Here is a 23855-nt window from a genome sequence, read left to right as displayed (position 1 = left end):
GTCGTGCTGTTTGCCACCCACCTCGTGATTGCGTGGCTGCTCGCGCGAGCGCGCGGCCTCTCCGTCGTCGCCGCCGTCATCGGAGCCGCGCTCCCCGACCTCGTGGACAAGCCGCTCGCCTCAGCGGGGCTGGTGGACCTGTTCCACACCGTCGGGCACACGGCGCTGCTCGCGCCCGTGTTCGTCGTCCTCGCGCTCCGCGGGGGTCGGTGGCTCGTGCTCGCCGTCGGGTGGGCCTCGCATCTCGCTGCCGACGCGCTCCACATCGTCGTCAACGGCCGGCCGACGGACGCGTACTTCCTCGGATGGCCCCTCATCGAGCCGCCGACGCCCCTCGCGATTCCGCCCGGCGAGTTCGTCTGGTACTACCTGTGGAGTCGCTCCTTCTTCATCGAGGTGGGTATCTGGTTACTTGCGGCGTGGGTCGTGAGCCGAGAACTCCGGGCGCGGGCGAGCGACCACCGGTAGGTCTATCGGCGTTCTCTCGATACGTACGGCGATGGATGCGCTCGGGAGGCTGCTCGACTGGCTGTTCGCGCTCGACACGCAGACCGCACTGCTGCTCGCTGACTTCCGGTCGCCGCTGGCGACGAAACTGCTCACCTCGGTCACGGGACTCGGCTCCGCGACCGCGGCGCTCGTCTTCCTCGGACTCTTCTTCGCTGCCGGCTGGCGCGAGGAGACCGAACGCGCCGGTATCGCCCTCGCCATCACCGGCGTCGTCGTCGCGACCCTGATGGCGGTCGTCGCGCGCCCGTTCCCCCCGATGCCCGTGTGTCAGACCACCGGCGAGGCCGTCGCCTCCTCGTTTCCCTCGGGTCATGCGGCCGCCGGCACGGTGTTCGCGCTCACGGCGTGGCGCTCCGATGAACTACCGGTCGGGGTCGTCGCCCCGCTCGCGCTGCTGGTCGCCGTCTCCCGCGTCTATCTCGGCACCCACTACCTGACGGATACGTTCGCCGGGGTCGCAATCGGCGTCGGAGCCGTCGCGCTCGCCGGGGTCGTGCTCGCTCGGTGGTCGCCGCTCACCGACCGGTAATCAGGGCCGCCACAGCACGTCGTGGTTGTTCGCGACGTAGGTGAGCTGTCCGGCGGAAAGCTGTTCTCGCCGCGCCGCGAGCCACTCGGCCGCCTGTCCGCCGAGCGCATCCTCGATGATGTCGAGAATCGACGACAGGAAGTAGCGCTCGTCGGCCGGATACGCGCCCGCGCGCGGCCGAACCACCCAGTCAGAGCTCCCGACGGCCAGCACCGTCGCGTCGCGCTCGCCGAGCGCGTCGAGAAGTGTGGTCGCCGCCCGACTCCGGCCGTCGGTCGCGTCGATGGTGTCGTGAAACGCTCCGAGTACCGCCTCGTCGTTCGGACGGCGGGGCAAAAACGTCGTCTTCCCGTCGAACGTGAGGGGCGCGTACGCGAGGCCGCCGGGGGTGACGCGCTCCCGTACGGCATCGAGTGCCGACTCCACCGGCACGAGGTCGAAGAACGACTGTGCGTACAGCAGGTCACACGGCTCCGTCCGCGTCGCGAGCGCGTCACCGACGGTGAACGCTGCGTCGGGGGCGTCCTCCCCGCTCCGGGCGAACAGCCGCGGGACGAGCGACCGAGCAAACGCCGCCAGCGTCGGGTCGGCCTCGATACCGTGGTAGGCGTCGAGATTCGTCCAGTCGCACAGCGTCGGAACCGACAGCCCGACGCCGGGTCCCCACTCGACCACTCGGGGGGTAGCCGGCAGTTCAGCGAGCAGTCGCTGTCGGACCTGTTCGTTGCGTGCCCGCTTGTCGACAGAGTGCTTTGCAGTCAGGTAGCGGCGTCTGCCGTGGTCGTGACCGTCGGCGGTCACAGTTTCCGCTCGTGGCTCGCCCACGCGAGGTCGTCCTCCCAGAGCCGGACGGTGAGCGTGGTCGGGTTCGGGTCGGTGAGGTCGTCGGCCAGTCGGTCGCCGAACGCCGCCGCGAACCGCTCGACGCTCGGATTCTGCCCGTCGAACTCGGGGAGGTCGTTGAGCAGGGTGTCCCGGTAGCGGGTCTCCAGCGCGTCGAGCCGCTCCTCGACGGCGTCGATGTCGACGAGGTAGCCGTACTCGTCCAGCTCTGGACCGGCGAACGCCACCTCGGCGGTGAAGACGTGGCTGTGTGGCTCCCCCTCTACGGGCCCGGGGTCGGGAACGGTGAGGTAGTGTTGGGCGACGAACTCGCGGCGGACGGTGAGCGTGTATGGTTCTGGTGCTGTCATCGGTAGGTGAAGGTGACGTGTGGTCGCTCGACGGTGCCGTCCGCGAGTGTCCGGTAGGCGTCGGCCGCGGCGTCGAAGGCGAACGCCTCGCCGCACAGCCGCTCGGTGTCGAGCGTCTGGAGGTGGTCGAACGCCACGTCGAACCGGCGCTCGCGGTCCCACCGCCCCCGGAGGTCGGGGTCGATGGTGCTCACCTGACTGGATTCGAGGCTGATGCGGTCGCGGTGGAACGACCCGCCCAGGTCGATCGGCGCGCGTTTCTTCCCGTACCACGAGCCGACGACGACGCGCCCGTCGTAGCCGACCGTCTCGATCGCGTCGTCGAGCGTCGTCGGGCGGCCGGACAGCTCGTACACCATGTCAGTATTCGCGGGTGCGGCGTCGCTCCCCACGGCCGCGGGTGTAATAGTTCGGTCCGCGCCGAACTGCGCTGCCAGGCGTCGGCGCGTGTCAACCGGCTCGACGACCGTCAGCTCCGACAGCGGGAACTCCGAGAGGATGTGGACGGTACACAGCCCGACGAGTCCCGCGCCGAAGACGACGACCTCCTCCCCGACGCGGGGTGCCCCGTCGAGGACGAGATTCGTCGCCGTCTCCACCGACGGGAGCAGGGTGGCCTCCGTCGGCGTAACTCCCTCGCGTAAGGGGACGAGCGTGTCGGTTGACGCGACGAACCGGTCTGCGTGTGGCTCGAAGGCGAAGACGGTGCGCCCGCGCCACGACTCGTCGACGCCCGCGCCGCAGTCGGTGACGGTGCCGACGGCGGCGTAACCGTACGGCAGCGGATACTCGAAGGTGCCGGCGAGCGCCTCGATGGTTTCGTCGACGGCGGTCTCCTCGGGGAACTCGCCCCGATAGACGAGCAGTTCGGAGCCGGGACTGATGCCCGACTCGGTCGTCTCGACGACGACTTCGCCCTCGTCGGGGGCGTCCAGCGTGACGGTTCTGACCTCGACCTCGCAGGGGTCCGTGAAGTAGAGTCGGCGTGCGTCGATCATCGTTCGACGAGGCTGAACGCGGCGTGGATGCGCTCGCCCGTCTCGCGGCAGTGTTCGAGTGCGTGCTTCGCGTCGTCGCCGGCGGCGTGGGCGGTCGGCCCGCGTCCGATACCGACCTGTAGCTCCACCCCCGTCGTCTCGCGCACGTGGTCGTTGACGGCGTCGAGTTTCGACGGCGTCAGCGACGGACAGACGGCGATGGCGTTGTCGCCCCCGACGAACTGGGTGACCGCGCCGTGGCGCTCCCACATCTGCTCGCGGAGTTCGAGCACGGCGCGGCGGATGGTGTGGCCCGCCTCGGCGGACGAGACGCGGTCGGTCAGGGTGCCCGTCGCGTCCACCACGTCGAAGTGGGCAATCGTCACGGTCCCCGTCGTCGCGTCGTCGACGACCCGGTGGTCGTGGACCTCGGTCCGGTCTGCGTCCTGTGCGCTGCCGGCCTGCTGGAGGACGCCGTTGGCGGCCTCCAGCGCCGTCCGGGGCGTTCCGGCCGTGCCGACGCCGACGCTTACCGTTACGGGGTACTGATTCGCGACCTGTGTCTGGAGCCGTTCGAAGACGGCCGGGTCGGCCCCGTTCGCGACGCCGACCATGTTGTCGTAGCGGTCGGCGAAGGCGTAGCCGTCGAACCGGGCGAAGAAGTCGGCGACGGTCGCGAACAGCCGCGACTGGAGCGCCTGGAGGTCAGTCTCCCGTCGTGGCTCCGGCGTGGTCGTCCACGGACCGTAGTCGTCGATCTGCAGGGCGACCATCCGGGTGCCATGGTGTGACACGTCACTCATCTACTCGGGTTACGGGTGTACGTTCTTTAGCGTTTGCTTCGTTCCGTCGTCCAGTAACCGACAGATAATCGCGGAGGAACACCACGAGCGTTGGAATCATGGCCCCCGTGGCGAGCGGCCACGCGACGCTCGCCGGCACGAGGGGGACGAGCGCGACGGCGATGGTGAGCATCTGGAGGGCGGCCAGCGGCCGTCGGACGCGGCTCTCCGGCAGCTCTCCCACCGGAAGCCCGCGGTACTCCCGGAGCCAGCAGCCGAGCTTGAACAGATACCGCGCGGCCGACACCGACAGATACCACACCGGAAGCGCCCCCCAGACGACGCCGACGACCGGCGCGAGCAGGAACCCCATCGTATCGAACGCGAGGTCGAGTCGCTCGCCCAACTGCGTCCGGCGGCTCACGGTTCGGGCGGCCGCGCCGTCGACCCAGTCGAGCCCGATACCGACGCCGTACGCGACGGCCGGCAGCCACCGCCACGCCGTCCCGGTCGGCGGGACGGTGAGCACGAACCCACCCAGACACGCGTAGAGCCAGCCGCGCCCGACGGTGATTCCGTTCGCCACCCCGAGGGTGGAATAGACGCCCGATTCGGGGGCGTCCTCGGGCGGTCGGTTCTCCGAGAGCGTGCGTCGGAGGAACCACGCGAGAAAGACCACCGGAGCGAGCGCGCCGGCGAGCCACCGTCCCCCCGCGGCTGGCGAGAGCGCACGCGCGACGAGCACCCCGACACCGGCGGTCGCGAGCGCGCTCGCGACGACGACGGCCCACCAGCGCCGGCGTAAGGCGTCGGCGCTCATCGGACTAGCCCGTCCAACTGTGCCATTCCTTGCTCGTCGAGTCGGTGGCGCGCGGCCGCGAGATTCGCCGTCGCGTGTGCGGGGTCGGTCGTCGTCGGAATCGGGACGACGCCCCGCTGGACCTGCCACGCCAACAGCGCGGTCGTCGGCGCGATGTCGTGTCTGTCGGCGACGGACCGGACGACCGAGTCATCGCGAAGCGCAGTCGAGAGCGGCGAGTGAGCGACGACGCGGATGCCGTGGCGGTGACACCACCGGACGAGGGTGTGACGGGGAGCGTACGGATTCGACTCCACCTGCACGAGAGCGGGCGGAATCCGCGCCTCGTCAGCGACGGCGGCCAACTGCGGCAGCGTCACATTACAGAGTCCGAGCGTCCGGGCCAACCCCTCGTCGACGAGAGCCTCCATCCGTCGCCACGTATCGAGGAGGGTGTGGCTCGCGCGTGCCGGGTCTCCGTTCTCGTCGGTTGGAAACGTCACCCGCTCCTGTTCGGCCACCGGCTTCTTCGAGAGTTGCGAGAGGGGGCCGGTGTGTTCCCACGCGCCGGGCCAGTGGAGCGCGTAGCAGTCGAAGGCGTCGGCTCCGAGCTCCGCGAGCGAGCTGCGACAGGCGCGTTCGAGGTGACCGGGGCCGTGGTTCGTGCGCCACGGCTTCCCGAGCAGGAAGACGGTGTCGCGGTCCGGACCGTCGGCGAGCAGGTCGCCGAGTCGCCACTCGTTGCCGTACAGTTCCGCCGTGTCGAACAGCCGATAGCCGGCGTCGACGGCCGCGCCGAGTGCCGGCGTCACGTAGTCGCCGTGGCGATACCGCGAACAGCCGAAGCCGACCGGTGGAAGATGTAGCGCCCTGTCGGCAGTGCTGGGTTCGGGTCGCCAGACGCGCTTGGGGCACGTTCCCGCGGGAGCGTCGGTCTCGACGGCTTCCCCGCCACCCGTCTCGGCAGCCGCCTCGACGGCGTTACACACCGCGACGACGTGTGCCCCGCGGCACGCGGTCGTCCGGTCCGGGGTTCCCTGTCGAACCGAGTCGGCCAGTCGCTCGACGGCTTCGAGCCGCGACTGCTCGCGACGCGGAACCGGATGAGGGGCGGTCGTCGGCTCACGGTCCCCGCCCCGGACCGTGACGGCCGACTCCTCGGCGGCGAGCGCGCCGGTGTCGTCCAGATACAGGGTGCCGTCGTCGCCGTGACACTCCAGCCCGTAGAACTCGCGGCTCCGGTGGTCGACGTAGAAGCTGGCCCGGAGCGCGACGGTCGGGCCGTCGGCGAACTCGAGGGTCGCTTCGACGTGTGGCGCGTCGGTGTAGCTTTCGTCCGGGTCGGCGTCCCCGGGCCACAGCGGGAGGGCGTCGGCCCGCCGGACCCGCTCGACGCGGCCGAACCACGCGACGAGCAGGGTGAGCGGATAGACGCCACCGTCGTACAGCGGCCCGACGCGGAGGAAGGAGTCGGGGCGGTCGTGCCACGCGCCGACGCGGCCGACGTTCGCCGTCGCGGTGACGAACTGCACGTCGCCGAGTCGGCCGTCGGCCAGCAGCGTTCGGGCGTGTCGCTGCACGTCGCCGGCGGGGTTCGCTGGCGCGCAGCCGAGCGCGAGGGTTCGGTCCCGAGCGAGGGAAACGAGGTCGGCTGCGGTCGCGGCGTCCATCGCCAGCGGCTTCTCCGAGAAGACGTGTCGGTCCGCGTCGAGACAGGTGCGGGTCACCGGGGCGTGTGCCTCGTGGCTCGTGAGATTCACGACGAGCGGCGCGGACTCCGCGGCGAGCATCGCATCGAGGTCGGTGTAGGCGGTCGCGTCGAGGTCGGCGGCGAGCGCACTCGCGCGCTCGCGGTCGAGGTCACAGACACCAGTCACGGTGAGGTCCGTGTCCGCGACGCCGGCGACGTACTCGCGTGCCACGCTGCCGGCTCCCACTACCAAGCAGTTCACTACCGCAAACTGTGGGTGCGTTCACCAATACACTGTCGCCGCCGGCGACAGGGTTCAAGCCGACTGCGCCCCCACGAGGCGTATGGCGAAGGTCGCGGTGTTCCACAACACGCTCGATTTCGAGGGGGGTGCGGACATGGTGTGTCTCCACGTCTGTGCCGCCCTCGACGCCGTCCACGACGTGACGCTGTTCACGCTGTCGGCGACGGCTCCCGAGCGCGTGGCCGCGAAGTTCGACGTACCGTTCGACGTGACGGTGGCGACGCCGCCCGGAAGCCGTGCACTCGCGGCCGGGCTGAACCGCGCCGCGCCGCGTCTCGGCCCCCAACTCCCCGCCCGGTCGGTGCTTCTGCGAGCGTATCTCCGCCGTCGCCGCGGCGAGTTCGATGTCGTCGTCAGCACGGCGAACGAACTCGCAATCTCAGGGCCGTCGGTGCAGTACGTCCACTTTCCGCAGTTTTACGTCGACCGCGTCGACGCCGGGGAAACTGGGCCACTCGACGGTCTCTGGTCGCGACTCGCCGCGCCCGACCGCAGCCAGCTCGAGGGGCCGACCCGGCTGCTGGCGAACTCGGCGTGGACCGCCGACGTGACGGCCGACATCTACGGGGTCCGCCCGACGGTGTGTCACCCGCCCGTCGACCCAATCGAGGGTCGCCCGTGGGTCGACCGCGACGCCGGCGTGCTCGTGCTCGGGCGCATCGCGCCGGACAAGCGCGTCCTCAACGCCATCGAGGTGGTCGAACGGCTCCGCGCACGCGGGTACGACCTCACCTGTCGCGTCGTCGGCTCCGCGCCGACCGCCTACCGGGAGTACGTCCGCCGGGTCGAGTCGGCGGCCGCACGCAGCGAGGGCGTCCGCGTCGAAACCGACGTGTCGCGCGACCGCGTCGAGACGCTGCTCGGTCGCTACCGCTACGGACTCAACATGAAGCCGACCGAGCATTTCGGGATGGCCGTCGCCGAGTACGCCGCCGCCGGGATGGTCCCGTTCGCGCCCAACGAGGGCGGACAGGTCGACGTGCTCGGCGGCGACGACCGACTGCTGTTTCACGGCATCGAGGGCGCGGCCGAGACGGTCGCCGCGGCACTCGACAGCGACCTCCGGCCGTTTCTCTCTCGCGACCGATTCGCCAGCGACCGGTTCGCCAGTGAGATTCGAGAGCACGTCTCCGCGACCCTCAACTAAAAGTCGTGTCACGCCCTCACACGACGTATGGGAACTCGAGAAGCAACAGGTGGGGGCGTCCAGGCGGGGTCGCTCACCTCGGTCCACTGGGCCGGCATCGCGCTCGCGGTCGCGACCGGACTCCTGCATCTGTATCTGGTCTCGTTGTACGGACTCTCGACGTACGGCATCAGCTTCGCCGTCGCGGGCATCGGTTTCCTCGGCGGAGCCGCCGTGCTCGCGCTCGACGTTGACGTCCCACGACAGCCGCTCTACGCGCTCGGCGCGCTGTGGACGCTCGGACAGATCGTCGCGTGGTACGTTCTTAACGCGGGGAGCTTCTCCACGCTCGGCTACGTGGACAAGGCGATTCAGGTCGCCCTGATTGGAGTGCTCGTCGTCCTGATTCAACGCGAGGGATAGAAGTAGCTACGCTCGCCGGGTGAGGTGCGCCCGGACCGCCCGCTGACAGGATTCACAGGTAGAATCGAGGCGGGCGACGGTCGCGAGCGCCGGATGTTCGTCCGGGAACGACTGGTACAGATACGACGGGAACAGCCGGTGGCTCACGCCCACGTCCGCGCCGGTGTTGGTCGTCCCGTCGAGAAACGCCTGCCGCTCGCTGACGACGGTCTCACACCGGTCGCGGTAGTCGGCGAGTCGCTCGTGGCGCGCGTGGAGGGCGTCGAAGCCGAGTTCGGTCAGCGGCGTCTCCTCCGCCTCGTCAATCCAGCCCGTCACCTCCTCGACGAGCGTCTCGGCCCGCTGTAGCTGGTCGACCTCGCGTCCGAGCGCGCGAACCAACACGGCTGTCTCCGCCCGGCGCGACTCCGCCTCGTTGACGAGTGCACGCTTCAGCGTCGCGGAGAAGGCCGCGTCCGTCGCCGGCGCGAGCGCGACGGCCAACTCCTCGGAGAGTTCGTTGCCGATGGCGGCGTGGACCGACTCCGTCCCCTCGATCTCATCGAGCGCGTGTGGATACACCGTCTCGGCGAACGCCTGTCGGACCGTGCGACACCGGCTGTCGCCGGCGTCGCTTCCCTCGGCCAGTCCGCCGGTCGTCGCGATGGCGGGCGTCGCGGTCGCCTCCGACGCCGGCGACAGCTCGGCGACGCGTTCCGTGAACTGCGCGATGGCGTCCCGTTTGTCTGCGATAACAGCGCGCTCGTCGCTCGCGCGCTCGATGGCGTCGTCGATGTGAGTCTCGACGGCCATCCTACGCCTCCGAGTGGGTGGCGAGTCCGGCGTCGAACGGTCGCGACCCCGTCTCCGGGCCGGTCTCACAGACGATGATTTCGTAGCGGGGCAAGGCGGGGTCGTACTCCCGGAGCCGGCTCCGGTACTGCGCTGTCACGTCTGCGGCGACGCGCGCGACGGCACGGCTCTCGAATCTGAGCGTCGCGGCCGGCACCGGTCGGTCGCCACACCGGGCACAGACCAGATAGTAGCTTCCCGTCTCACTCGCCAGCGTCTCGATGCGGTCGCGCAGCGCGTGTAACGACGACTCACTCATCCGTCTCCCCTCCGTCCTGTCGGCGTCGACGGCTCGTTCGCTCCCGTTCCATGCAGGTTAGGTCTACCTAAAACAGTAAAGACGTTCCGATTTTTAGGACGGCCAAAACCGTTCTACCGGCCTTCTCCTCGCCAGCCGCGCGGTGAGTCGTTCAGTCGCTCACAGCCGTCGTCGGTGACGGCGACGATATCCTCGATACGGACGCCGAACTCGCCGTCGAGATAGATGCCCGGCTCGACGGAAAACACCATCCCCGGTTCGAGCGGCTGGTTGTTCCCCTCGACGATGTACGGCGGTTCGTGGACCTCCAACCCGAGCCCGTGGCCCGTCCGGTGGATGAACTGCTCGCCGTAGCCGGCGTCCTCGATGACCTGCCGGGCCGCCGCGTCGACCTCGTGTGCGGTGACGCCCGGCTCGACGGCGTCGACGCCGGCCTCCAACGCCTCGCGGACCGTTTCGTGGACCTGCTCGAACGGCTCGGGCGGCGTCCCCTCGAAGACGACGGTCCGCGTCTGGTCGCTCGGATAGCCGTCGACGCGCGTTCCGAAATCGAGGACGACGGGGTCGCCGGCTTCGATTTCTCTGTCGCCGTGCCGGTGGTGGGGCTTCGCGCCGTTGGGACCTGAGGCAACGATTGGCTCGAAGGAGACGCCGTCCCCGCCGCGAGTCGTCAGTTCCGTCTCGATGCGTGCCGCGAGTTCGCGCTCGGTCAGCCCGACCGCGTCGCCACCGAGTGACCGAACCGCCACGCTCGCCGCGTCGGCAACTGACGCCGCAGCCCGCAGCGCCGCGAGTTCGGCGTCGTCCTTCCGGAGCCGCAGGGGGCCGACGGCCTCGCTCGCGAGACCGAACGTCGCGTCCGGAAACCGCTCGCGCAGTTCCGTCGTGAACTGTGCCCACATGCGGTCGTCGACGAGAATGCGCTCGCCCGCGAACCCGAACGCCGCTGCGACCGTCTCGACGAGCGCGTACGGGTCGTCGCCGTCGCCCCACGTCCGGATATCTTCGACCCACGAGGCGTCGCGAATCTGTTCGTCGTACATCTCCGGGGCGACGAAGACCGGGTCGCCCTCGCGGGGGACGATGAGGAACAACACCCGCTCCATCGGCTCGTCGGTGAAGCCGGAGAGATACGCCATGTCGATGCTGGGAAAGATGATTGCCGCCGCCGCGTCCGCGTTCGCGAGCTCGCGACGACAGGCTTCGACGCGCTGCTGTCGGTCCATACGCGCTCGTTTCCGTCCGGCGAGAAAGCAGGTTCGGTCGCCGGGCGTAGCGTCGGTCGACCCGAGACTCGCCGCGCTCACGGTCGGGGGTCGACGGCGAAAAAATCGGTCGCGGCCGCGGGGTTACTCCAGGTCGAAGCGGTCTGCCGTCATGACTTCGTGCCACGTGTCGACGAAGTCGTTGACGAACGTCTCTTCCGCGTCGTCGGCACCGTACACCTCTGCGATGGCGCGGAGCCGGGAGTTCGACCCGAAGACGAGGTCCGCACGGGTGCCCGTCCAGACGACCTCGCCCGTGTCACGGTCGTAGGCCTCGTAGACGCCCTCCTCGTCGGTCTCCTCCCACTCGGTCTCCATGCCGAGGAGGTTCTGGAAGAAGTCGTTCGTCAGCGTCTCCGGCTCGTCGGTGAAGACGCCGTGGTCGGAGTCGTCGTAGTTGGTGTCGAGCATGCGCATCCCGCCCACGAGCACCGTCATCTCGTCGGCCGTCAGCCCGAGCAGGTCGGCCTTGTCCACGAGCGCCTCCTCTGCGGGGCGGTCGTCGCGGTCGGCCTGGAAGTTGCGGAACCCGTCAGCGCGCGGGTTCAGCGCCTCGAACGACTCGGCGTCGGTCTGCTCTTCGGTCGCGTCGACGCGACCCGGCTCGAACGGCACTTCCACGTCGTAGCCGGCGTCGGCCGCCGCCTGCTCGACGGCGGCGTTTCCGCCCAGCACGATGAGGTCCGCGAGCGAGACGCGGACGTTCTCCTCGCCCGACTCGTCGAAGTCGGCTTTGATCTCGCGGTAGGTGTCGAGCACCTGCGAGAGCTGTTCGGGTTTGTTGACCTCCCAGTCGCGCTGCGGGCGGAGCCGCACGCGTGCGCCGTTCGCGCCGCCGCGCATGTCGCTCTCGCGGAACGACGAGGCGGACGCCCACGCCGTCTCGACCAGCTCGGACACCGAGTGGTCGGTGGCGAGAATCGTCTCCTTCAGCTCCGCGGCGTCTGCGTCGTCGATGGTGTCGTACTCCGCCTCCGGCAGCGGGTCCTGCCAGAGCATCGTCTCCTCGGGCACCTCGGGACCGAGGAACCGCGTCGGCGGACCCATGTCTCGGTGGGTCAGCTTGTACCACGCCTTCGCGAACGCCATCCCGAACTTCATCGGGTTGTCCTGGAACTCCTCGATGACCTCGCGGTAGTCGTCGTCCTTCTTGAGCGCCACGTCGGTCGTGAGCATCATCGGGGTGGCCGCGTCCTCCTCGTCGTGGGCCGGCTCGGCGCTGCCTTCGAGCGACTCGTCGGTCGGCTGCCACTGCCACGCGCCGCCGGGACCCTTGTGCGGTTCCCACTCGTACTCGAGGAGGTTGTTGAGATACCCCATGTCCCACTCCGTCGGCGACTGAGTCCACGGGCCCTCGATACCGCTCGTAATCATCTCGCCGCCCTTCACCGGACCGTCGGTGTCCTCACGCTCCCAGCCGAAGCCCTGCGACTCGATCGGGGCCGCTTCCGGTTCCGGGCCGAGGTTCTCGGGGTCGTCCGACCCGTGGACCTTCCCGAACGTGTGGCCGCCGGCGATGAGCGCGGCGGTCTCCTCGTCGTTCATGGCCATCCGGCTGAACGTCGTCCGGATGCGCTCTGCGGACCACTCGGGGTCCGGATTCGCCTCCGGTCCCTCCGGATTGACGTAGATGAGCCCCATGACCGATGCGCCGAGCGGCTCCTGCAGGAAGTCCTCCTCGTCGAAGCGGTCCCAGGTCTCCATCTCGTCTTCGGGGCCCCAGTCGACCGCCTTGTCCTCCTCGAAGGCGTCCTCGCGGCCGCCGGCGAAGCCGAACGTCTTGAATCCCATCGACTCGATGGCGACGTTGCCCGCAAGCACCATCAGGTCCGCCCACGAGAGCTTCTGCCCGTACTTCTCCTTGATGGGCCACAGCAGACGCCGCGCCTTGTCGAGGTTCGCGTTGTCCGGCCAGCTGTTGAGCGGGGCGAATCGCTGGCGGCCGCCGCCGGCACCGCCGCGCCCGTCGACCGTCCGGTACGTTCCGGCGCTGTGCCACGCCATCCGAATCATCAGCGGGCCGTAGTGGCCGTAGTCGGCCGGCCACCAGTCCTGTGAGTCGGTCAGCCGCTCCTCGATGTCCGCCTTCACCTCGTCGAGGTCGAGCTTCTGGAACTCCTCGGCGTAGTCGAACTCATCGTCCAGGGGGTTCGAACTGCGCGCGTTCTGGTCGAGAACGTCGAGCTGCAACTGGTTCGGCCACCAGTCCTCGTTTCGTTTGCTCATGTAAGTGTACTGTATGGGCTGAGGGTTAAGATTTCGTTTGGTATATGACCGTGCCCCAGTTCAACAAGCGACACGCCGGCGTGCAGTCTGTGGGTTTTCCAGTCGTAGGGTGACAACCGTTAGCGTCTCTCTGGCTCACCTCTCGCGCTCGCGTTCACGTGAATTAGACAAATCTAATTCTGTGTTTCGAAGCGTAGAACTATAGGCTGTGGTGTCTAACCATCGAGCACTCATGCAGACGACTCACCGTGCGGACAGCAACCCTCGGCTGTCGAGACGCCGGGCGCTCGCCGCAGGCGCGGGAGCAGTCGCGACCGGGCTTGCGGGCTGTCTCGGCAACGCGACCGACGCCGGTGACGGTCCCGTCGCCGTCGCCTCCTTCTTCAGCTTCTACGACTTTGCCCGAAACGTCGCCGCGGGGACGCCCGTCCGAATCGAGAACCTCGTACCGACGGGACTCCACGGCCACGGCTGGCAGCCGAACGCCAGCGTCACGCGGGACATCATCGAGGCGGACGCGTTCATCCACGTCGGACCGGGGTTCCAGCCGTGGGCCGACCGCGCCATCCAGACGCTCGACGACGACAACATCGACACCCGACTCATTAACTCCCGCGAGGGCGTCGAGCTGGTCGACCTCGCCGCGAGCCTCGACCGCGAGGAGGAGGGGGTCGGCGACCGACAGGGGCTCGACCCCCACTTCTGGCTCGACCCGCTGCGGGCAAAGACATCGGTCGACAACATCACCGACGGACTGGTCGACCTCGCGCCCGACCACGAGGAACAACTCCGGTCGAACGGCGAGACGTACAAGACAGAGACGCTTGACGCGATTCACGCCGACTATCGGGCGATGTTCGACGCCGCACCTCGCAGGGTGGTACAGCTCGCCGCTCACAACGCCTTCCAGTATATCGGTGTGCGCTACGACGTGGAGATGCGCCCGCTCGTGACGAATCTCGCAGCCAGCGGTGACGTGGCTCCCGAGGATATCCGCCGCGCACAGCAGGTCATCGCCGAGAACGACATCCGCTACATCGCCAACGGCGTCTTCGAGGCGCGCCGCCCCGCCGTCCAACTCATCGAGGAGACGCAGGCAGAGGCCTACTTTCCGGTCACCCCGTACGCAGGCGTTCGCGAGGACTGGGTCGAGGCGGAGTGGGGCTACGCCGAAATCGCGTACAACATCAACATGCCCACCTTCGAGGTCGTGCTCGGCAACAAATCGCCAGAGGCGGCCGGTCCCGACGGCTGGGCCGACGAGTGGAGGAACTTCGCGTGAGCGAGCGCGTCATCGACCTCTCGAACGTCACGTTCGGCTACACCGCGACGCCGGTCGTCGAAGATATCGACCTCACGGTCGACGCCGGCGAGCATCTCGCCGTCGTCGGGCCGAACGGGTCGGGGAAATCGACGCTGATGAAGCTGATGCTCGGGCTGTTGGAACCCGACCGCGGCACCGCACGACTGTTCGGCGAGCCGGCCCACGCCTTCGACGACGGCTCCCGACTCGGCTACGTCGCCCAACACGCCAGCGCCTCGAAAGAGATGCCGATTACCGTCCGCGAGGTGGTGAAGATGGGCCGATTCCCACACGTCGGCTTCGGTACGCTCTCGACGGCGGATTGGGACATCGTCGACGAGGCGCTCGACACCGTCGGGATGTCGGCGTTCGCCAATCGCCGTATCACGCAGCTGTCGGGCGGCCAGCGCCAGCGGGCGTTCATCGCGCGGGCGCTCGCCAGCGAGGCGGACCTGCTCGTGCTCGATGAGCCGACCGTCGGCGTCGACGCCGAGTCCGTCGAGGCGTTTTACGAACTCCTGGCGTCGCTGAACGACCGCGGTATCACCGTCGTCCTCATCGAACACGACCTCGGGGCGGTCACGGACCACGCACGGCGGGTCGTCTGTCTCAACCGCCGCATCTACTTCGACGGGCCGACAGCAGAGTTCACGGCGAGCGACGCGCTGGCGCGGGCGTTCGGCACCGCCGCGGTCATGGGGGAATCGTCGTGAACATCGCCCTCCAGACGACGCTCGACACGGTGCTTGCGCCGCTCTACTGGCTGTTGTCGCTCTGGTCTGAGCTCATGAACGTCCTGTTTCGAATCACCGGCCTCGGCATCCTGGAGTACGCGTTCATGCACCGGGCGCTGCTCGTCGGCCTCTGTATCGGCGTGATGGCCCCGCTCATCGGGACGTTCCTCGTCCACCGGCAGTTGGCGCTCATCGGTGACGCGCTCGCCCACACCGCCTTCGCCGGGGTCGCCGTCGGCTTGTTCCTCAACGCCGTCATCGACCTGGGAGTGACGCCGTATCTGACGGCCGTCGTCGTCGCCGTCATCGCCGCGCTGTTCATCGAACTCATCTCCGAGGCGACCGACGCGTACAACGACGTGTCGATGGCCATCGTGCTCTCGACCGGGTTCGCGCTCGGGACGACGCTCATCAGCATCAACGCCGGCGGGCTGACCGTCAGCGTCGACCAGTATCTGTTCGGCAACCTCTCGACGGTGACCCAACAGAGCGCGGCCATCCTGCTCGTGCTGTTCGCCGTCGTCGTCGGCGTGGTCGGACTCACCCGGAATCAACTGCTGTACGTCACCTTCGACGAGACGGCCGCCGCGGTGTCCGGCCTCCCCGTGGCATGGTACAATCGGCTCATGGTGATGACGACGGCGCTCGTCGTCGTCGGCGCGATGCAGATTATGGGCGTCATCCTCGTGGCCGCGATGCTGGTCGTCCCGGTCGCCGGGGCGACGCAGGTGTCACGCAGCTTCACCGAATCGCTCGTCGTCTCGGTGCTGCTCGCGGAACTGTCGGTCGTACTCGGTATCGCCGTCGCCTACTACGCTGGCGCGACCGCGGGCGGCGTGGTCGTGCTCTGTGCGGTCGCCATCTACGTGGCCGCGGTCGCGGTCGGCCGAGTACAGGACGGCCACGGCGACGACGCGAGCCCGGAGATGGGGGCAATCACGACGACCGACGACGGTTCTACCGGCGACTGAGCATCGTCCGGAGTGTCGCCGAAACCCCCGGCTTGCGGCTCGCCGTCACCGACAGCGAACCCGACGGCACGCGCTTTGAGTTCCGATTCGAGTGACGTCTTCGGTCGGGCCGCAGTTCCGAGCATAAACTACTAATCGCGATACAGAACTGTCGAACGCTGCTACGAGAGGGGTAAGTTTGGCCGACCTAATCTTCAGAACCCTTTTGTATATTTAGGGTGGCCTAAGAGTATGGTCGACGATTCGAACGAGCGGGTGGGACCGACGCGGAGAGAGTACATGAAATACGGCGGCGCGGTGGTGGGTGGCGGACTGCTCGCGGGCTGTTCGAGCCAGAGCGGGTCGGAGCCGACGGCGACGGATACCGCGACGGACACCGACGCCGACGCCACGGCGACCGAGACGCCCCGACAGGAGTACACGGGCACCATCTCGCCGGTCGGCGAGGTGACCCTCGACGAGCCGCCGACGAACGTCTTCACACACTTCCCGTGGTTCCCCGACATGGCGACGGCGCTGGGGCAGGGAGACACGGTGAACTCGCTGTGGTGGGACGGCACCGCGGCCGCGATGGAGTACTTCACCGCCGGGATGGACGGCGTCGAAATCGAGTGGGCTGACAAGGCGGGCGGCTACGGCTTCGGCAAGGAGGAGTTGTACGCCCTCGACAGCGACCTCCATCTCGTCGACCCCGCGTGGGTGACGACACAGGAGAACTGGAACCGGACCGACATCGATGAAATCGCCGACAACGTCGGCCCGTGGTTCGGTAACTACTACAGCAGCTATCAGGCGACGCCGCCACAGGCGTGGGCAGACGACTACGAGTACAACAGTCTCTGGTACCTGTTCGAGCAAGTCGCGTCGCTGTACGGCGAGCGCGCCCGCTACGAGGCGATGGCGTCCGTCCACGAGGAACTGCTCGGGACCGTCGACTCCAACCTTCCGGCGGAGTCCGACCGCCCGAGCGTCGCGTATCTCTCCCTCTCGACCGACCTGTCGAGCATCTACGTGCTTCGGCTGAACGCCGAGGGGTACTGGAACACCCACACCCGGCCGCTGGGGGCCGTCGACGCGTTCGCCGACGCGGAGTTCGACGGTGCCGCGTTCAATCAGGTCGACATGGAGGCGGTCGTCGAGGCCGACCCGGACGCGATTCTCGCGCTCTGGACGGTGACCGACTCCGTGGACTTCGACCAGCTCCAGCAGAATCTGCGGGACGACCCCGTCGCCAGCGACCTCTCGGCGGTCCAGAACGACCGCGTGTACGCACAGGGGACCCGCTGGCAGGGGCCGCTGATGAACCTCTTCCAGCTCGAGATGACGGCAAAGCAGCTCTACCCCGAGCAGTTCGGCGCGTGGCCGGGGTACGAGAACGGCGACAGCTACCCGGATTTCGGTAGCGACGACCGGCTGTTCGACCACGGTCGCGTCCGCGACATCCTCACCGGAACCCTCTGAGAAGCCGCTACTGACACGACGAGTAACCGGAACTGCTTCTGGAAACAACTGATTAATTTGGCTCTCGCTCGTAGACGAGACCATGTACGTGGGGGAACGACCGCAGGACGCGCCGTCGGTGCATCGCAGTCGAGTCGGTCGCGACGGTAACCGCTCGCTGAACGGCTGTATCGACAGCCGGCACACGCGGGACAGATAGATGACCGGCTCACCGACAGCGCGGGCGGACATTAGAAGGGCCGTCCTCGATTCCGTCGGGACGGAGCCGCACACGACGACCGAACTTCGTTCTCACCTCGACGGCGACCCGGATATTATCGAGGACGTGTTGCAGCGTCTGTCGACCGAGGGGACGCTACAGAAGAAGACCGGACCGGAGGGGGCAACGATCTGGTGGCGAGCGACCGAGACCGCGCCCGCCCGCGACCGGGTCCAGTTCGAGGAGCTGGTCCAGACCGTCTCCGATTACGCCATCTTCCTCATCACGCCCGACGGTATCGTCCAGACGTGGAACGAGGGGGCGAGACAGCTCAAGGGATACGACGCCGACGAAATCGTCGGCGACCACTTTTCGACGTTCTACTCCGCCGAGGACCGCGAGCACCGACGGCCGGAGCGGAATCTCGCCACCGCGGCCCGAGACGGCCGCGTCGAGGACGAGGGGTGGCGGGTCCACAAGGACGGCAGCCGGTTTTGGGCGCGCGTGACCATCACGGCGATTCGCGGCGACGACGAGACGCTCCGCGGGTTCACCAAGGTGACGCGTGACCTGACCGAGCGCCACGAGTACGAGCGAACAATCGAACGGGAACGCGAGCGGCTCGAACTGCTGAACCGGACGATACGCCACGACATCCTCAACGGACTCAACGTCGTCAACGTCGAGACGCAGACGGCCCGGACCCGCCTCGACGCGGACGACCCCGTCAACGAGCATCTCGACGTGATTCGCGACCGCGTCGACGACCTCACGGAACTGATCGAGACGATGCGAGAGCTCACGGCGGCGCTCGAAACCGACGGGCCACACGAGCGCGAGCCGATGTCGCTTCCCGAGACGCTCCGCGAGAAGATCGATCTGCTTGAGGGCAGCTACTCCGCCGTCGAGGTCACCACTCGCGGGCTGGACGAGGTGCCCGACGCCGTACTCGCCGACGGACTCCTCGGTCGCGTGTTCGAGAACATCCTCACGAACGCGGTCGTCCACAACGACACGGACCAGCCGCGGGTGGCCGTCACGGCGCGTGAGACATCGTTTTCGCCGTCGACCGAGCGACCTGCCTCTCCGTCGGACGAAGGTGGGGGAGAGACCTCCGGCGGGACGACCGCCGGCGTCACGGTCCACGTCGCGGACAACGGTCCCGGAGTCCCGCCCGACCAGCGCGACGCGATTCTCGAGAAGGGCGTCTCCGAGCTCGACGAGCCGAGCAACGGCTTCGGGCTGTATCTGGTCAGAGAGATGGTTCGCAGCTACGAGGGCCGACTCGATATCACGGGCGCCGGCGAGGCTCCCGACGACGTGCTTGTCCCCGACGAGCAGCGGGGAGCCGTGTTCTCGGTGACGCTCCCACGGGCCTGACGCGCCCGTTCAGAACGTGAGCCGTTCGAGCAGCCGGCGGCCGAGACTCGGTCGCTGTGACTCGTGTGGGTACACGGTCACCGTCGTACAGCCCGGACTCGGGAGCGCCGGTCCGCTGTCGAACAGCGCGCCGCGGAGTCGCTGGTCGGTTCCGCGCCGTACCACCACGTCTGCGTCCGTCTGTTGATCGCTGCCGACGGATTTCGTTCGCACCGGCACCGACAGTAGCTCCGAAAGCTCGGTCTGGTACTCGGCGATGGTCTCCCTGTACGTCTCCGTGCCCTGCCAGTCGGCGGGGTACCACAGCGACACCTCGCCGTCGTTCGCGGCGGCGAAGGCCCCGGCCACGTTGACCGCGAGTGGCGGATACGGGTCACCGTCGCCCGACAGCGCAATCCGCTGTGGCCGGTCGTATCCGAGATTGTCGACGAGCAACACGTCACACGGGGCGTGTCGGACGACCCAGTCGATGGGGTCGCCGAACAGCCGCGACCGGAGCCGCAGCGGCTCGTGTTCCGCGACGATGGAGTCGACGCCCCGCTCGCGCGCGAAGTTGACCATCGCGTGTTTGGTGTCGTGGCTCACGATTTCGTCCGCCTCAATGTCAACGTCGAACTCCGCAGACAACCCCTCGATGCGGGTCTCGTACGAGCGGTCGGCCGGCGACTGCGTCGTCACGTCCTCGGTGAGCGGCGCTTGGTCGGGCACCTCCTCGAACCGCGCGACGACGACGCGGCCGTCGTCTGCTCGTACCATGTCGGCGGCCATGGCGACGAGCGCGCGCTCTCGGCTCTCGTCGAGGTTCTTCGTGAGCGCGACGAGCACCTCGCGGCTGGTGGTGTCGACTGCGGCCTCCGTCTCCGTGAGCACGTCACGACCGACCCGACGCCGGACGGCGTCCGTCGCCGCGCCCTCGCGGTCGACCCGCGACCGGACGTAGAACAGATACCAGAGGACGCTCCCGACGATGATGACGGCCGCACCGATGAGCGCGACCGACCCCATCTGAGTCAACAGGAGCAGGCCCGTGACGGACCCGAACACCTGCATCCACGGGTACAGCGGCGAGGTGAACTCCGGTTCGTACTCCGCGCTCCCCTCGCGGAAGGCGATGAGCGCGAGGTTGATGAGCGCGAACACCAGAATCTGGAACGCGCTCGCGAGCTTCGCGATGTCGAGAATCGGGACGAACGCGATCAAGACGAGCAACACCGCGCCCGTGAGCGTGATGGCGTTCACCGGCGTGCCGAACCGGTCGCTCACGTCGGCCAGCGACGGCGGCGCGAGCTTGTCGCGGCTCATCGCCAGCGGATACCGCGACGACGAGAGAATCCCCGCGTTCGCCGTCGAAATGAGCGCGAGCATGGCCGCGATGATGATGACGATTTCACCGAGTCGGCCGAGCGTCGCCTCGGCGGCAATCGCCACCGGCGTGTCGGAGCCAGCGATGGTTCCCGGGTCGGTCACGCCGACCAGGACGAACACGATTGCGACGTACAGTATCGTCGTGAAGCCGAGCGAGCCGAGGATGCCGAGCGGGATGTTCCGGCCCGGATCCTCGACCTCTTCGGCGACGCTCGCGACCTTCGTAACGCCCGCGTACGAGACGAACACCAGCCCGGTCGCGGCGAGCAGTCCGCCGATACCGTCGCCGAAGAAGTCCGCGTAGTTCGCCGATTCGACGAGCGGTGCGCTCCCGGCCGCGAACCAGCCCAGCGCCGCGAGCATCACGACGACGATGACCACCTGGAGCCGGCCGGTCTGTTTCGCCCCCACGATGTTGATGAGGATGAGCACTGCCGCCAGCCCTAACGCGACCGGCTCGGCCGGGAGGTCAAACAGGATGAGCAGGTACGGGACGCCCCCTACGAGCGCGAGTGCCCCCTTGAACGACAGCGAGAACCACGTTCCGACGCCGGCAATCGTACCGAGCAGCGGTCCCATCCCGCGTTCGATGTAGATGTAGGTACCGCCGGCTTCCGGCATCGCGGTCGCCATCTCCGACTTCGAGAGCGCCGCCGGAACGACGAGCAGTCCGGCCAGCGCGTACGCGAAGATGACGGACGGACCGGCGATGTCGAGCGCGAGCGCCGGCAGGATGAAGATACCGCTCCCGATCATCGCGCCGATGCTGATAGCGAGCACCGACGGCAGTCCGAGGTCCCGTTCGAGTTCCTTCATCTCGTCTCACCGGCCCGCGCGACGACCGAGACCGCCTGTGCGTTGACCGAACCGTGGTGTGTACTGAGTTGCCCGAACTTCATGATGGCGTACTCGTGGAGAGATAGATACGTCGCATTGCTGTGTACATACATTCGGTGACGGAAACAGATAAATCGACCGCTCTTATTGACGATTCGTCACGGAAGGCGGCATTATAGTTCGTTACTGTTGTCTATGCTGGTGCATGGTAACACACCCATGACCTGTGCCGTTCCGGGCGCACCGGCGTGACAAGCTTATATTGCGCCCGCGGCCCAACGGTCACCACCCATGAAAGACGGCGAGTTGGACTCTGTCGACAAGCATATTCTGTACTATCTCCAGCAGGACGCGCGCTCGACGTCGTCCACCGATATCGCAGAGGAGCTGGGACTGTCTTCGAGCACGGTTCGGACCCGGCTCAACAAGCTGGAAGAAAGCGGCGTCATCCGTGGCTACCACATCGACATCGACTACGACCTCGCCGGCTACCCCCTGTACACGAAGATTATCTGTACGGCACCGATTCCCGAACGCGATGAACTCGCCAACGAGGCCCGTACGATTCGTGGGGTGACCGCCGTCCGTGAAATCATGACCGGCGAGCGGAACGTCTACGTGAACGCCATCGGCCGCGACCACGACGACCTCAACCGCATCAGCGAGGAACTCGACGCGGCCGGGCTTCGGGTCGTCGACGAACAGCTCATCCGCGACGAGTACGTCTGTCCGTACCACGGATTCCTCGACGACGCCGACGCGCCGCCCGAGGAGGGGTGACCGACCGATGAGCAGTACCCTCGACAGTCCCCTCATTCGCTACGGTATCGGTGCAGCGAGCGCGACTGCGCTCCTGTTTCTCGCATTCACCGCGGCCGAGGGAGCGACGCGGTGGTTCATCGTGCTGCTCGCCGTCGCAGAGTTTCTCGTGACGCCGCGCATCCTGGAGTACGCGGCCGAGTCGTAGCCTCACCGCCGCATCCACTCGCTGGCCTGTGGCTCCGTCGGGTCCGTCCGCACCTCGACGAGCGCCGGCCCGTCGCTCGCTCGCGCCTCGGAGACGGTGGCGGGGATTTCATCGACCGCGTGTGCGCTGTAGCCGGCCACGCCCATCGACTCCGCGAGCGCGGTGAACTCGACCGGGGTGTCGCCCCAGCCGTAGGCGACTTCTTTGAGCCCGTAGCTCCGGGTCGCCTCCTCGCTGATGATGGCGTAGTCGTCGTTGCGGAAGACGACCACCGTCACCTCCAGCGATTCGGCGGCGAGCGTGTGGAGCTCGTGGAGACACATCATCAGGCCGCCGTCGCCGGTGAGCGCGACGACCTCGCGGTCCGGGTTCGCGACCGTCGCCCCGATTGCCGACGGAAGCCCGGTTCCCATCGTCGCCCACGACCCCGGATTGACGTACCGGCGCGGGCCGTACGCCGGGAAGGCGACGAGCGCCCAGATGCGGAAGCCGCCGGCGTCGACCGCCACCGTCGCCTCCCGCGGGACCGCCTCGCGGACGGCCCGGAGCGCCTCAACGGAGGTGGGGTTTCCGTCGTGCGTATCGACCAGTGCGTCGAGCCGCGCTCGGTCGGCGGCCCGCGCGTCCTGCGCTCGCCGCTCTCCGTCGCCGTCGCCCGCCGGCAGCGACTCGCGGAGCGCCCGAAGCGTCGCGTCAGCATCCGCGAGAATGCCGACCGCGGGGTCGTATCCCGTCCCGATATCGCTCGCGTGGTAGGTGACGTGGACGAGGCGGTCGGGGAGGTCGTACCCCCACTCGCCGGTCGCGACGGCGTCGAAATCTGTCCCGACCGCGAGCAGCGCGTCCGCGTCTTCGAGAACGGACGCCACCGCCGGGCTGGTTCCGCCGCACAACACTCCAGCCGACAGCGGGTGGTCCTCGGCGAGCGTGCCTTTCCCCTTGTACGTCGTCACGACGGGCGCGTTCAGGTGGTCGGCGAGCGCTTCGAGGCTCCCGGCGGCGTCGCTCGCCCGCACGCCACCTCCCGCGAGGAGCGCCGGTCGCGTTGCGTCGGCAAGCAGGGCACTCGCCCGCGCGAGGGCGTCGGAAGCCGGCTGTTTCGGGCCGCGTTCGTCGCGCGCGCCCGCCGCGGCCGACGCGACCGTCTGTCCGAGAAACGTCTTCGGGATGCCGACGCGGACGGGACCTTTGGGGTGGGTGGTCGCCTCCTCGACCGCCTCGGTGACGGTCGCGGCCGCGCTCGCCGGCGACGCGACGGTGTAGTTTGCCTTCACCAGTTCGTCGTACACCTCCGGGGGAGTCTCGTGGATGCCGTCGCCGCCGCGCACCTCCGGGGCCGTCTCCACGGCGAGGTGAAACAGCGGCGTACAGTCGTTGTGGGCGTTCTTCAGCCCGTTAGCCGCGTTCAGGTCGCCCGGGCCGGGGATGACGACCGTCGCCGCAGGCCGGCCCGTCGTCTCGGCGTACCCCCACGCCTGGTGGCTGACCGCGGTCTCGTGGCGGGCGACGACGTACCGGATATCGTTGCTCGCCATCGCCTCGTTCAGCGGGAGCGTCTGCTTGCCCGGGATGCCGAACGCCGCGTCGATACCGGCCTCGGCCATCGCCGCGACAACCGCCTCGCCGACGGTCGCAGCCGCGTCGCTCGAATCGTCCATGCGGTGGTGTCGCCACTTTCGGGTAAATATCCCCCGGACGGGGTGACGCGCTCTTCCGGTCGAGTA

Annotated in this window: 23 protein-coding genes; 11 read left to right on the top strand and 12 right to left on the bottom strand. The window is 68.2% G+C overall.

Annotated elements, in window-relative coordinates:
- The first annotated feature begins 3 nt into the window (after positions 1 to 3).
- Positions 4 to 468, top strand: coding sequence for a metal-dependent hydrolase (locus DM818_RS02175; protein WP_153952248.1), 465 nt, complete (start codon positions 4 to 6; stop codon positions 466 to 468).
- Positions 469 to 499: 31 nt separating this feature from the next.
- On the top strand, positions 500 to 1039 hold the full coding sequence (locus DM818_RS02170; protein ID WP_153952247.1) for a phosphatase PAP2 family protein: 540 nt from the start codon (positions 500 to 502) through the stop codon (positions 1037 to 1039).
- Here DM818_RS02170 and DM818_RS02165 read toward each other — a convergent pair whose 3' ends face one another.
- From DM818_RS02165 to DM818_RS02140, 6 genes are read right to left on the bottom strand one after another with little or no spacing between them, the layout of a single operon-like run.
- The gene (locus DM818_RS02165) at positions 1040 to 1840 is read right to left on the bottom strand and encodes an SAM-dependent methyltransferase (protein ID WP_153952246.1); all 801 of its coding nucleotides are present in this window, start codon (positions 1838 to 1840) and stop codon (positions 1040 to 1042) included.
- Entirely contained in the window at positions 1837 to 2232 is a 396-nt protein-coding gene (locus DM818_RS02160; RefSeq protein WP_075938300.1) for a 6-pyruvoyl trahydropterin synthase family protein, read from the bottom strand. The genes DM818_RS02165 and DM818_RS02160 overlap by 4 nt, the downstream gene beginning before the upstream one ends.
- Positions 2229 to 3230, bottom strand: a complete 1002-nt coding sequence (locus DM818_RS02155; protein ID WP_075938301.1) for a zinc-dependent alcohol dehydrogenase — start codon at positions 3228 to 3230, stop codon at positions 2229 to 2231. The genes DM818_RS02160 and DM818_RS02155 overlap by 4 nt, the downstream gene beginning before the upstream one ends.
- Positions 3227 to 3982 (bottom strand): GTP cyclohydrolase IIa, encoded by a 756-nt coding sequence (locus DM818_RS02150; protein WP_153952683.1) that lies wholly within the window; start codon positions 3980 to 3982, stop codon positions 3227 to 3229. Before DM818_RS02150 ends, DM818_RS02155 begins: the two co-directional genes overlap by 4 nt.
- 22 nt (positions 3983 to 4004) lie before the next feature.
- Positions 4005 to 4811, bottom strand: coding sequence for a CDP-alcohol phosphatidyltransferase family protein (locus tag DM818_RS02145; protein ID WP_075938303.1), 807 nt, complete (start codon positions 4809 to 4811; stop codon positions 4005 to 4007).
- Positions 4808 to 6742: an aldo/keto reductase gene (locus DM818_RS02140; RefSeq protein WP_123123919.1), complete on the bottom strand. Its 1935-nt coding sequence runs from the start codon at positions 6740 to 6742 to the stop codon at positions 4808 to 4810. The genes DM818_RS02145 and DM818_RS02140 overlap by 4 nt, the downstream gene beginning before the upstream one ends.
- 82 nt (positions 6743 to 6824) lie before the next feature.
- On the opposite strand from DM818_RS02140, the gene DM818_RS02135 reads away from it, so the two are divergent.
- Together DM818_RS02135 and DM818_RS02130 are read left to right on the top strand one after the other, a co-directional pair.
- Positions 6825 to 7931, top strand: coding sequence for a glycosyltransferase family 4 protein (locus DM818_RS02135; RefSeq protein ID WP_153952245.1), 1107 nt, complete (start codon positions 6825 to 6827; stop codon positions 7929 to 7931).
- 27 nt (positions 7932 to 7958) lie between these two features.
- A complete protein-coding gene (locus tag DM818_RS02130; RefSeq protein WP_123123921.1) occupies positions 7959 to 8333 on the top strand; it encodes a DUF7475 family protein in 375 nt (124 codons plus the stop codon).
- 6 nt (positions 8334 to 8339) lie between these two features.
- Here the strand turns inward: DM818_RS02130 and DM818_RS02125 are convergent, their stop codons facing one another.
- From DM818_RS02125 to katG, 4 genes are all read right to left on the bottom strand, one after another.
- Positions 8340 to 9125 (bottom strand): DUF7260 family protein, encoded by a 786-nt coding sequence (locus DM818_RS02125; protein ID WP_153952244.1) that lies wholly within the window; start codon positions 9123 to 9125, stop codon positions 8340 to 8342.
- A 1-nt stretch (position 9126) separates the two neighbouring features.
- Positions 9127 to 9423 carry a DUF7552 domain-containing protein gene (locus DM818_RS02120; protein WP_075938308.1) on the bottom strand — a complete coding sequence of 99 codons (297 nt, stop codon included), beginning with the start codon at positions 9421 to 9423 and terminating at the stop codon, positions 9127 to 9129.
- Positions 9424 to 9536: 113 nt separating this feature from the next.
- On the bottom strand, positions 9537 to 10649 hold the full coding sequence (locus DM818_RS02115; RefSeq protein ID WP_123123922.1) for an aminopeptidase P family protein: 1113 nt from the start codon (positions 10647 to 10649) through the stop codon (positions 9537 to 9539).
- Between the two features lie 123 nt (positions 10650 to 10772).
- Positions 10773 to 12929 carry a catalase/peroxidase HPI gene (katG, locus tag DM818_RS02110; protein WP_268891832.1) on the bottom strand — a complete coding sequence of 719 codons (2157 nt, stop codon included), beginning with the start codon at positions 12927 to 12929 and terminating at the stop codon, positions 10773 to 10775.
- Between the two features lie 217 nt (positions 12930 to 13146).
- Between katG and DM818_RS02105 the strand changes: the two genes are divergently transcribed.
- The 5 genes from DM818_RS02105 to DM818_RS02085 all read left to right on the top strand — a co-directional run bounded on the left by DM818_RS02105 (position 13147) and on the right by DM818_RS02085 (position 18962).
- The gene (locus DM818_RS02105; RefSeq protein WP_123123923.1) at positions 13147 to 14196 is read left to right on the top strand and encodes a metal ABC transporter substrate-binding protein; all 1050 of its coding nucleotides are present in this window, start codon (positions 13147 to 13149) and stop codon (positions 14194 to 14196) included.
- Positions 14178 to 14930, top strand: coding sequence for a metal ABC transporter ATP-binding protein (locus DM818_RS02100; RefSeq protein ID WP_233571935.1), 753 nt, complete (start codon positions 14178 to 14180; stop codon positions 14928 to 14930). Before DM818_RS02105 ends, DM818_RS02100 begins: the two co-directional genes overlap by 19 nt.
- On the top strand, positions 14927 to 15922 hold the full coding sequence (locus DM818_RS02095) for a metal ABC transporter permease (protein WP_394338841.1): 996 nt from the start codon (positions 14927 to 14929) through the stop codon (positions 15920 to 15922). The genes DM818_RS02100 and DM818_RS02095 overlap by 4 nt, the downstream gene beginning before the upstream one ends.
- A gap of 231 nt (positions 15923 to 16153) precedes the next feature.
- Entirely contained in the window at positions 16154 to 17383 is a 1230-nt protein-coding gene (locus tag DM818_RS02090) for an ABC transporter substrate-binding protein (RefSeq protein ID WP_153952243.1), read from the top strand.
- A 199-nt stretch (positions 17384 to 17582) separates the two neighbouring features.
- Entirely contained in the window at positions 17583 to 18962 is a 1380-nt protein-coding gene (locus DM818_RS02085; RefSeq protein ID WP_075938314.1) for a PAS domain-containing sensor histidine kinase, read from the top strand.
- Positions 18963 to 18971: 9 nt separating this feature from the next.
- Here DM818_RS02085 and DM818_RS02080 read toward each other — a convergent pair whose 3' ends face one another.
- Positions 18972 to 21143: an amino acid permease gene (locus DM818_RS02080; RefSeq protein WP_153952242.1), complete on the bottom strand. Its 2172-nt coding sequence runs from the start codon at positions 21141 to 21143 to the stop codon at positions 18972 to 18974.
- Positions 21144 to 21455: 312 nt separating this feature from the next.
- On the opposite strand from DM818_RS02080, the gene DM818_RS02075 reads away from it, so the two are divergent.
- Positions 21456 to 21944, top strand: a complete 489-nt coding sequence (locus tag DM818_RS02075; RefSeq protein ID WP_075938316.1) for an Lrp/AsnC family transcriptional regulator — start codon at positions 21456 to 21458, stop codon at positions 21942 to 21944.
- A 7-nt stretch (positions 21945 to 21951) separates the two neighbouring features.
- Positions 21952 to 22131: a hypothetical protein gene (locus DM818_RS02070; RefSeq protein ID WP_153952241.1), complete on the top strand. Its 180-nt coding sequence runs from the start codon at positions 21952 to 21954 to the stop codon at positions 22129 to 22131.
- Positions 22132 to 22133: 2 nt separating this feature from the next.
- Here DM818_RS02070 and DM818_RS02065 read toward each other — a convergent pair whose 3' ends face one another.
- A complete protein-coding gene (locus DM818_RS02065; RefSeq protein ID WP_153952240.1) occupies positions 22134 to 23789 on the bottom strand; it encodes a thiamine pyrophosphate-binding protein in 1656 nt (551 codons plus the stop codon).
- Positions 23790 to 23855 lie beyond the last annotated feature (66 nt).

The organism is Halosegnis longus (assembly GCF_009663395.1).
Lineage (GTDB): Archaea > Halobacteriota > Halobacteria > Halobacteriales > Haloarculaceae > Halosegnis > Halosegnis longus.
Note: the sequence above shows the minus strand (reverse complement) of the source record. Positions and strands in the feature narration are given on the sequence as shown.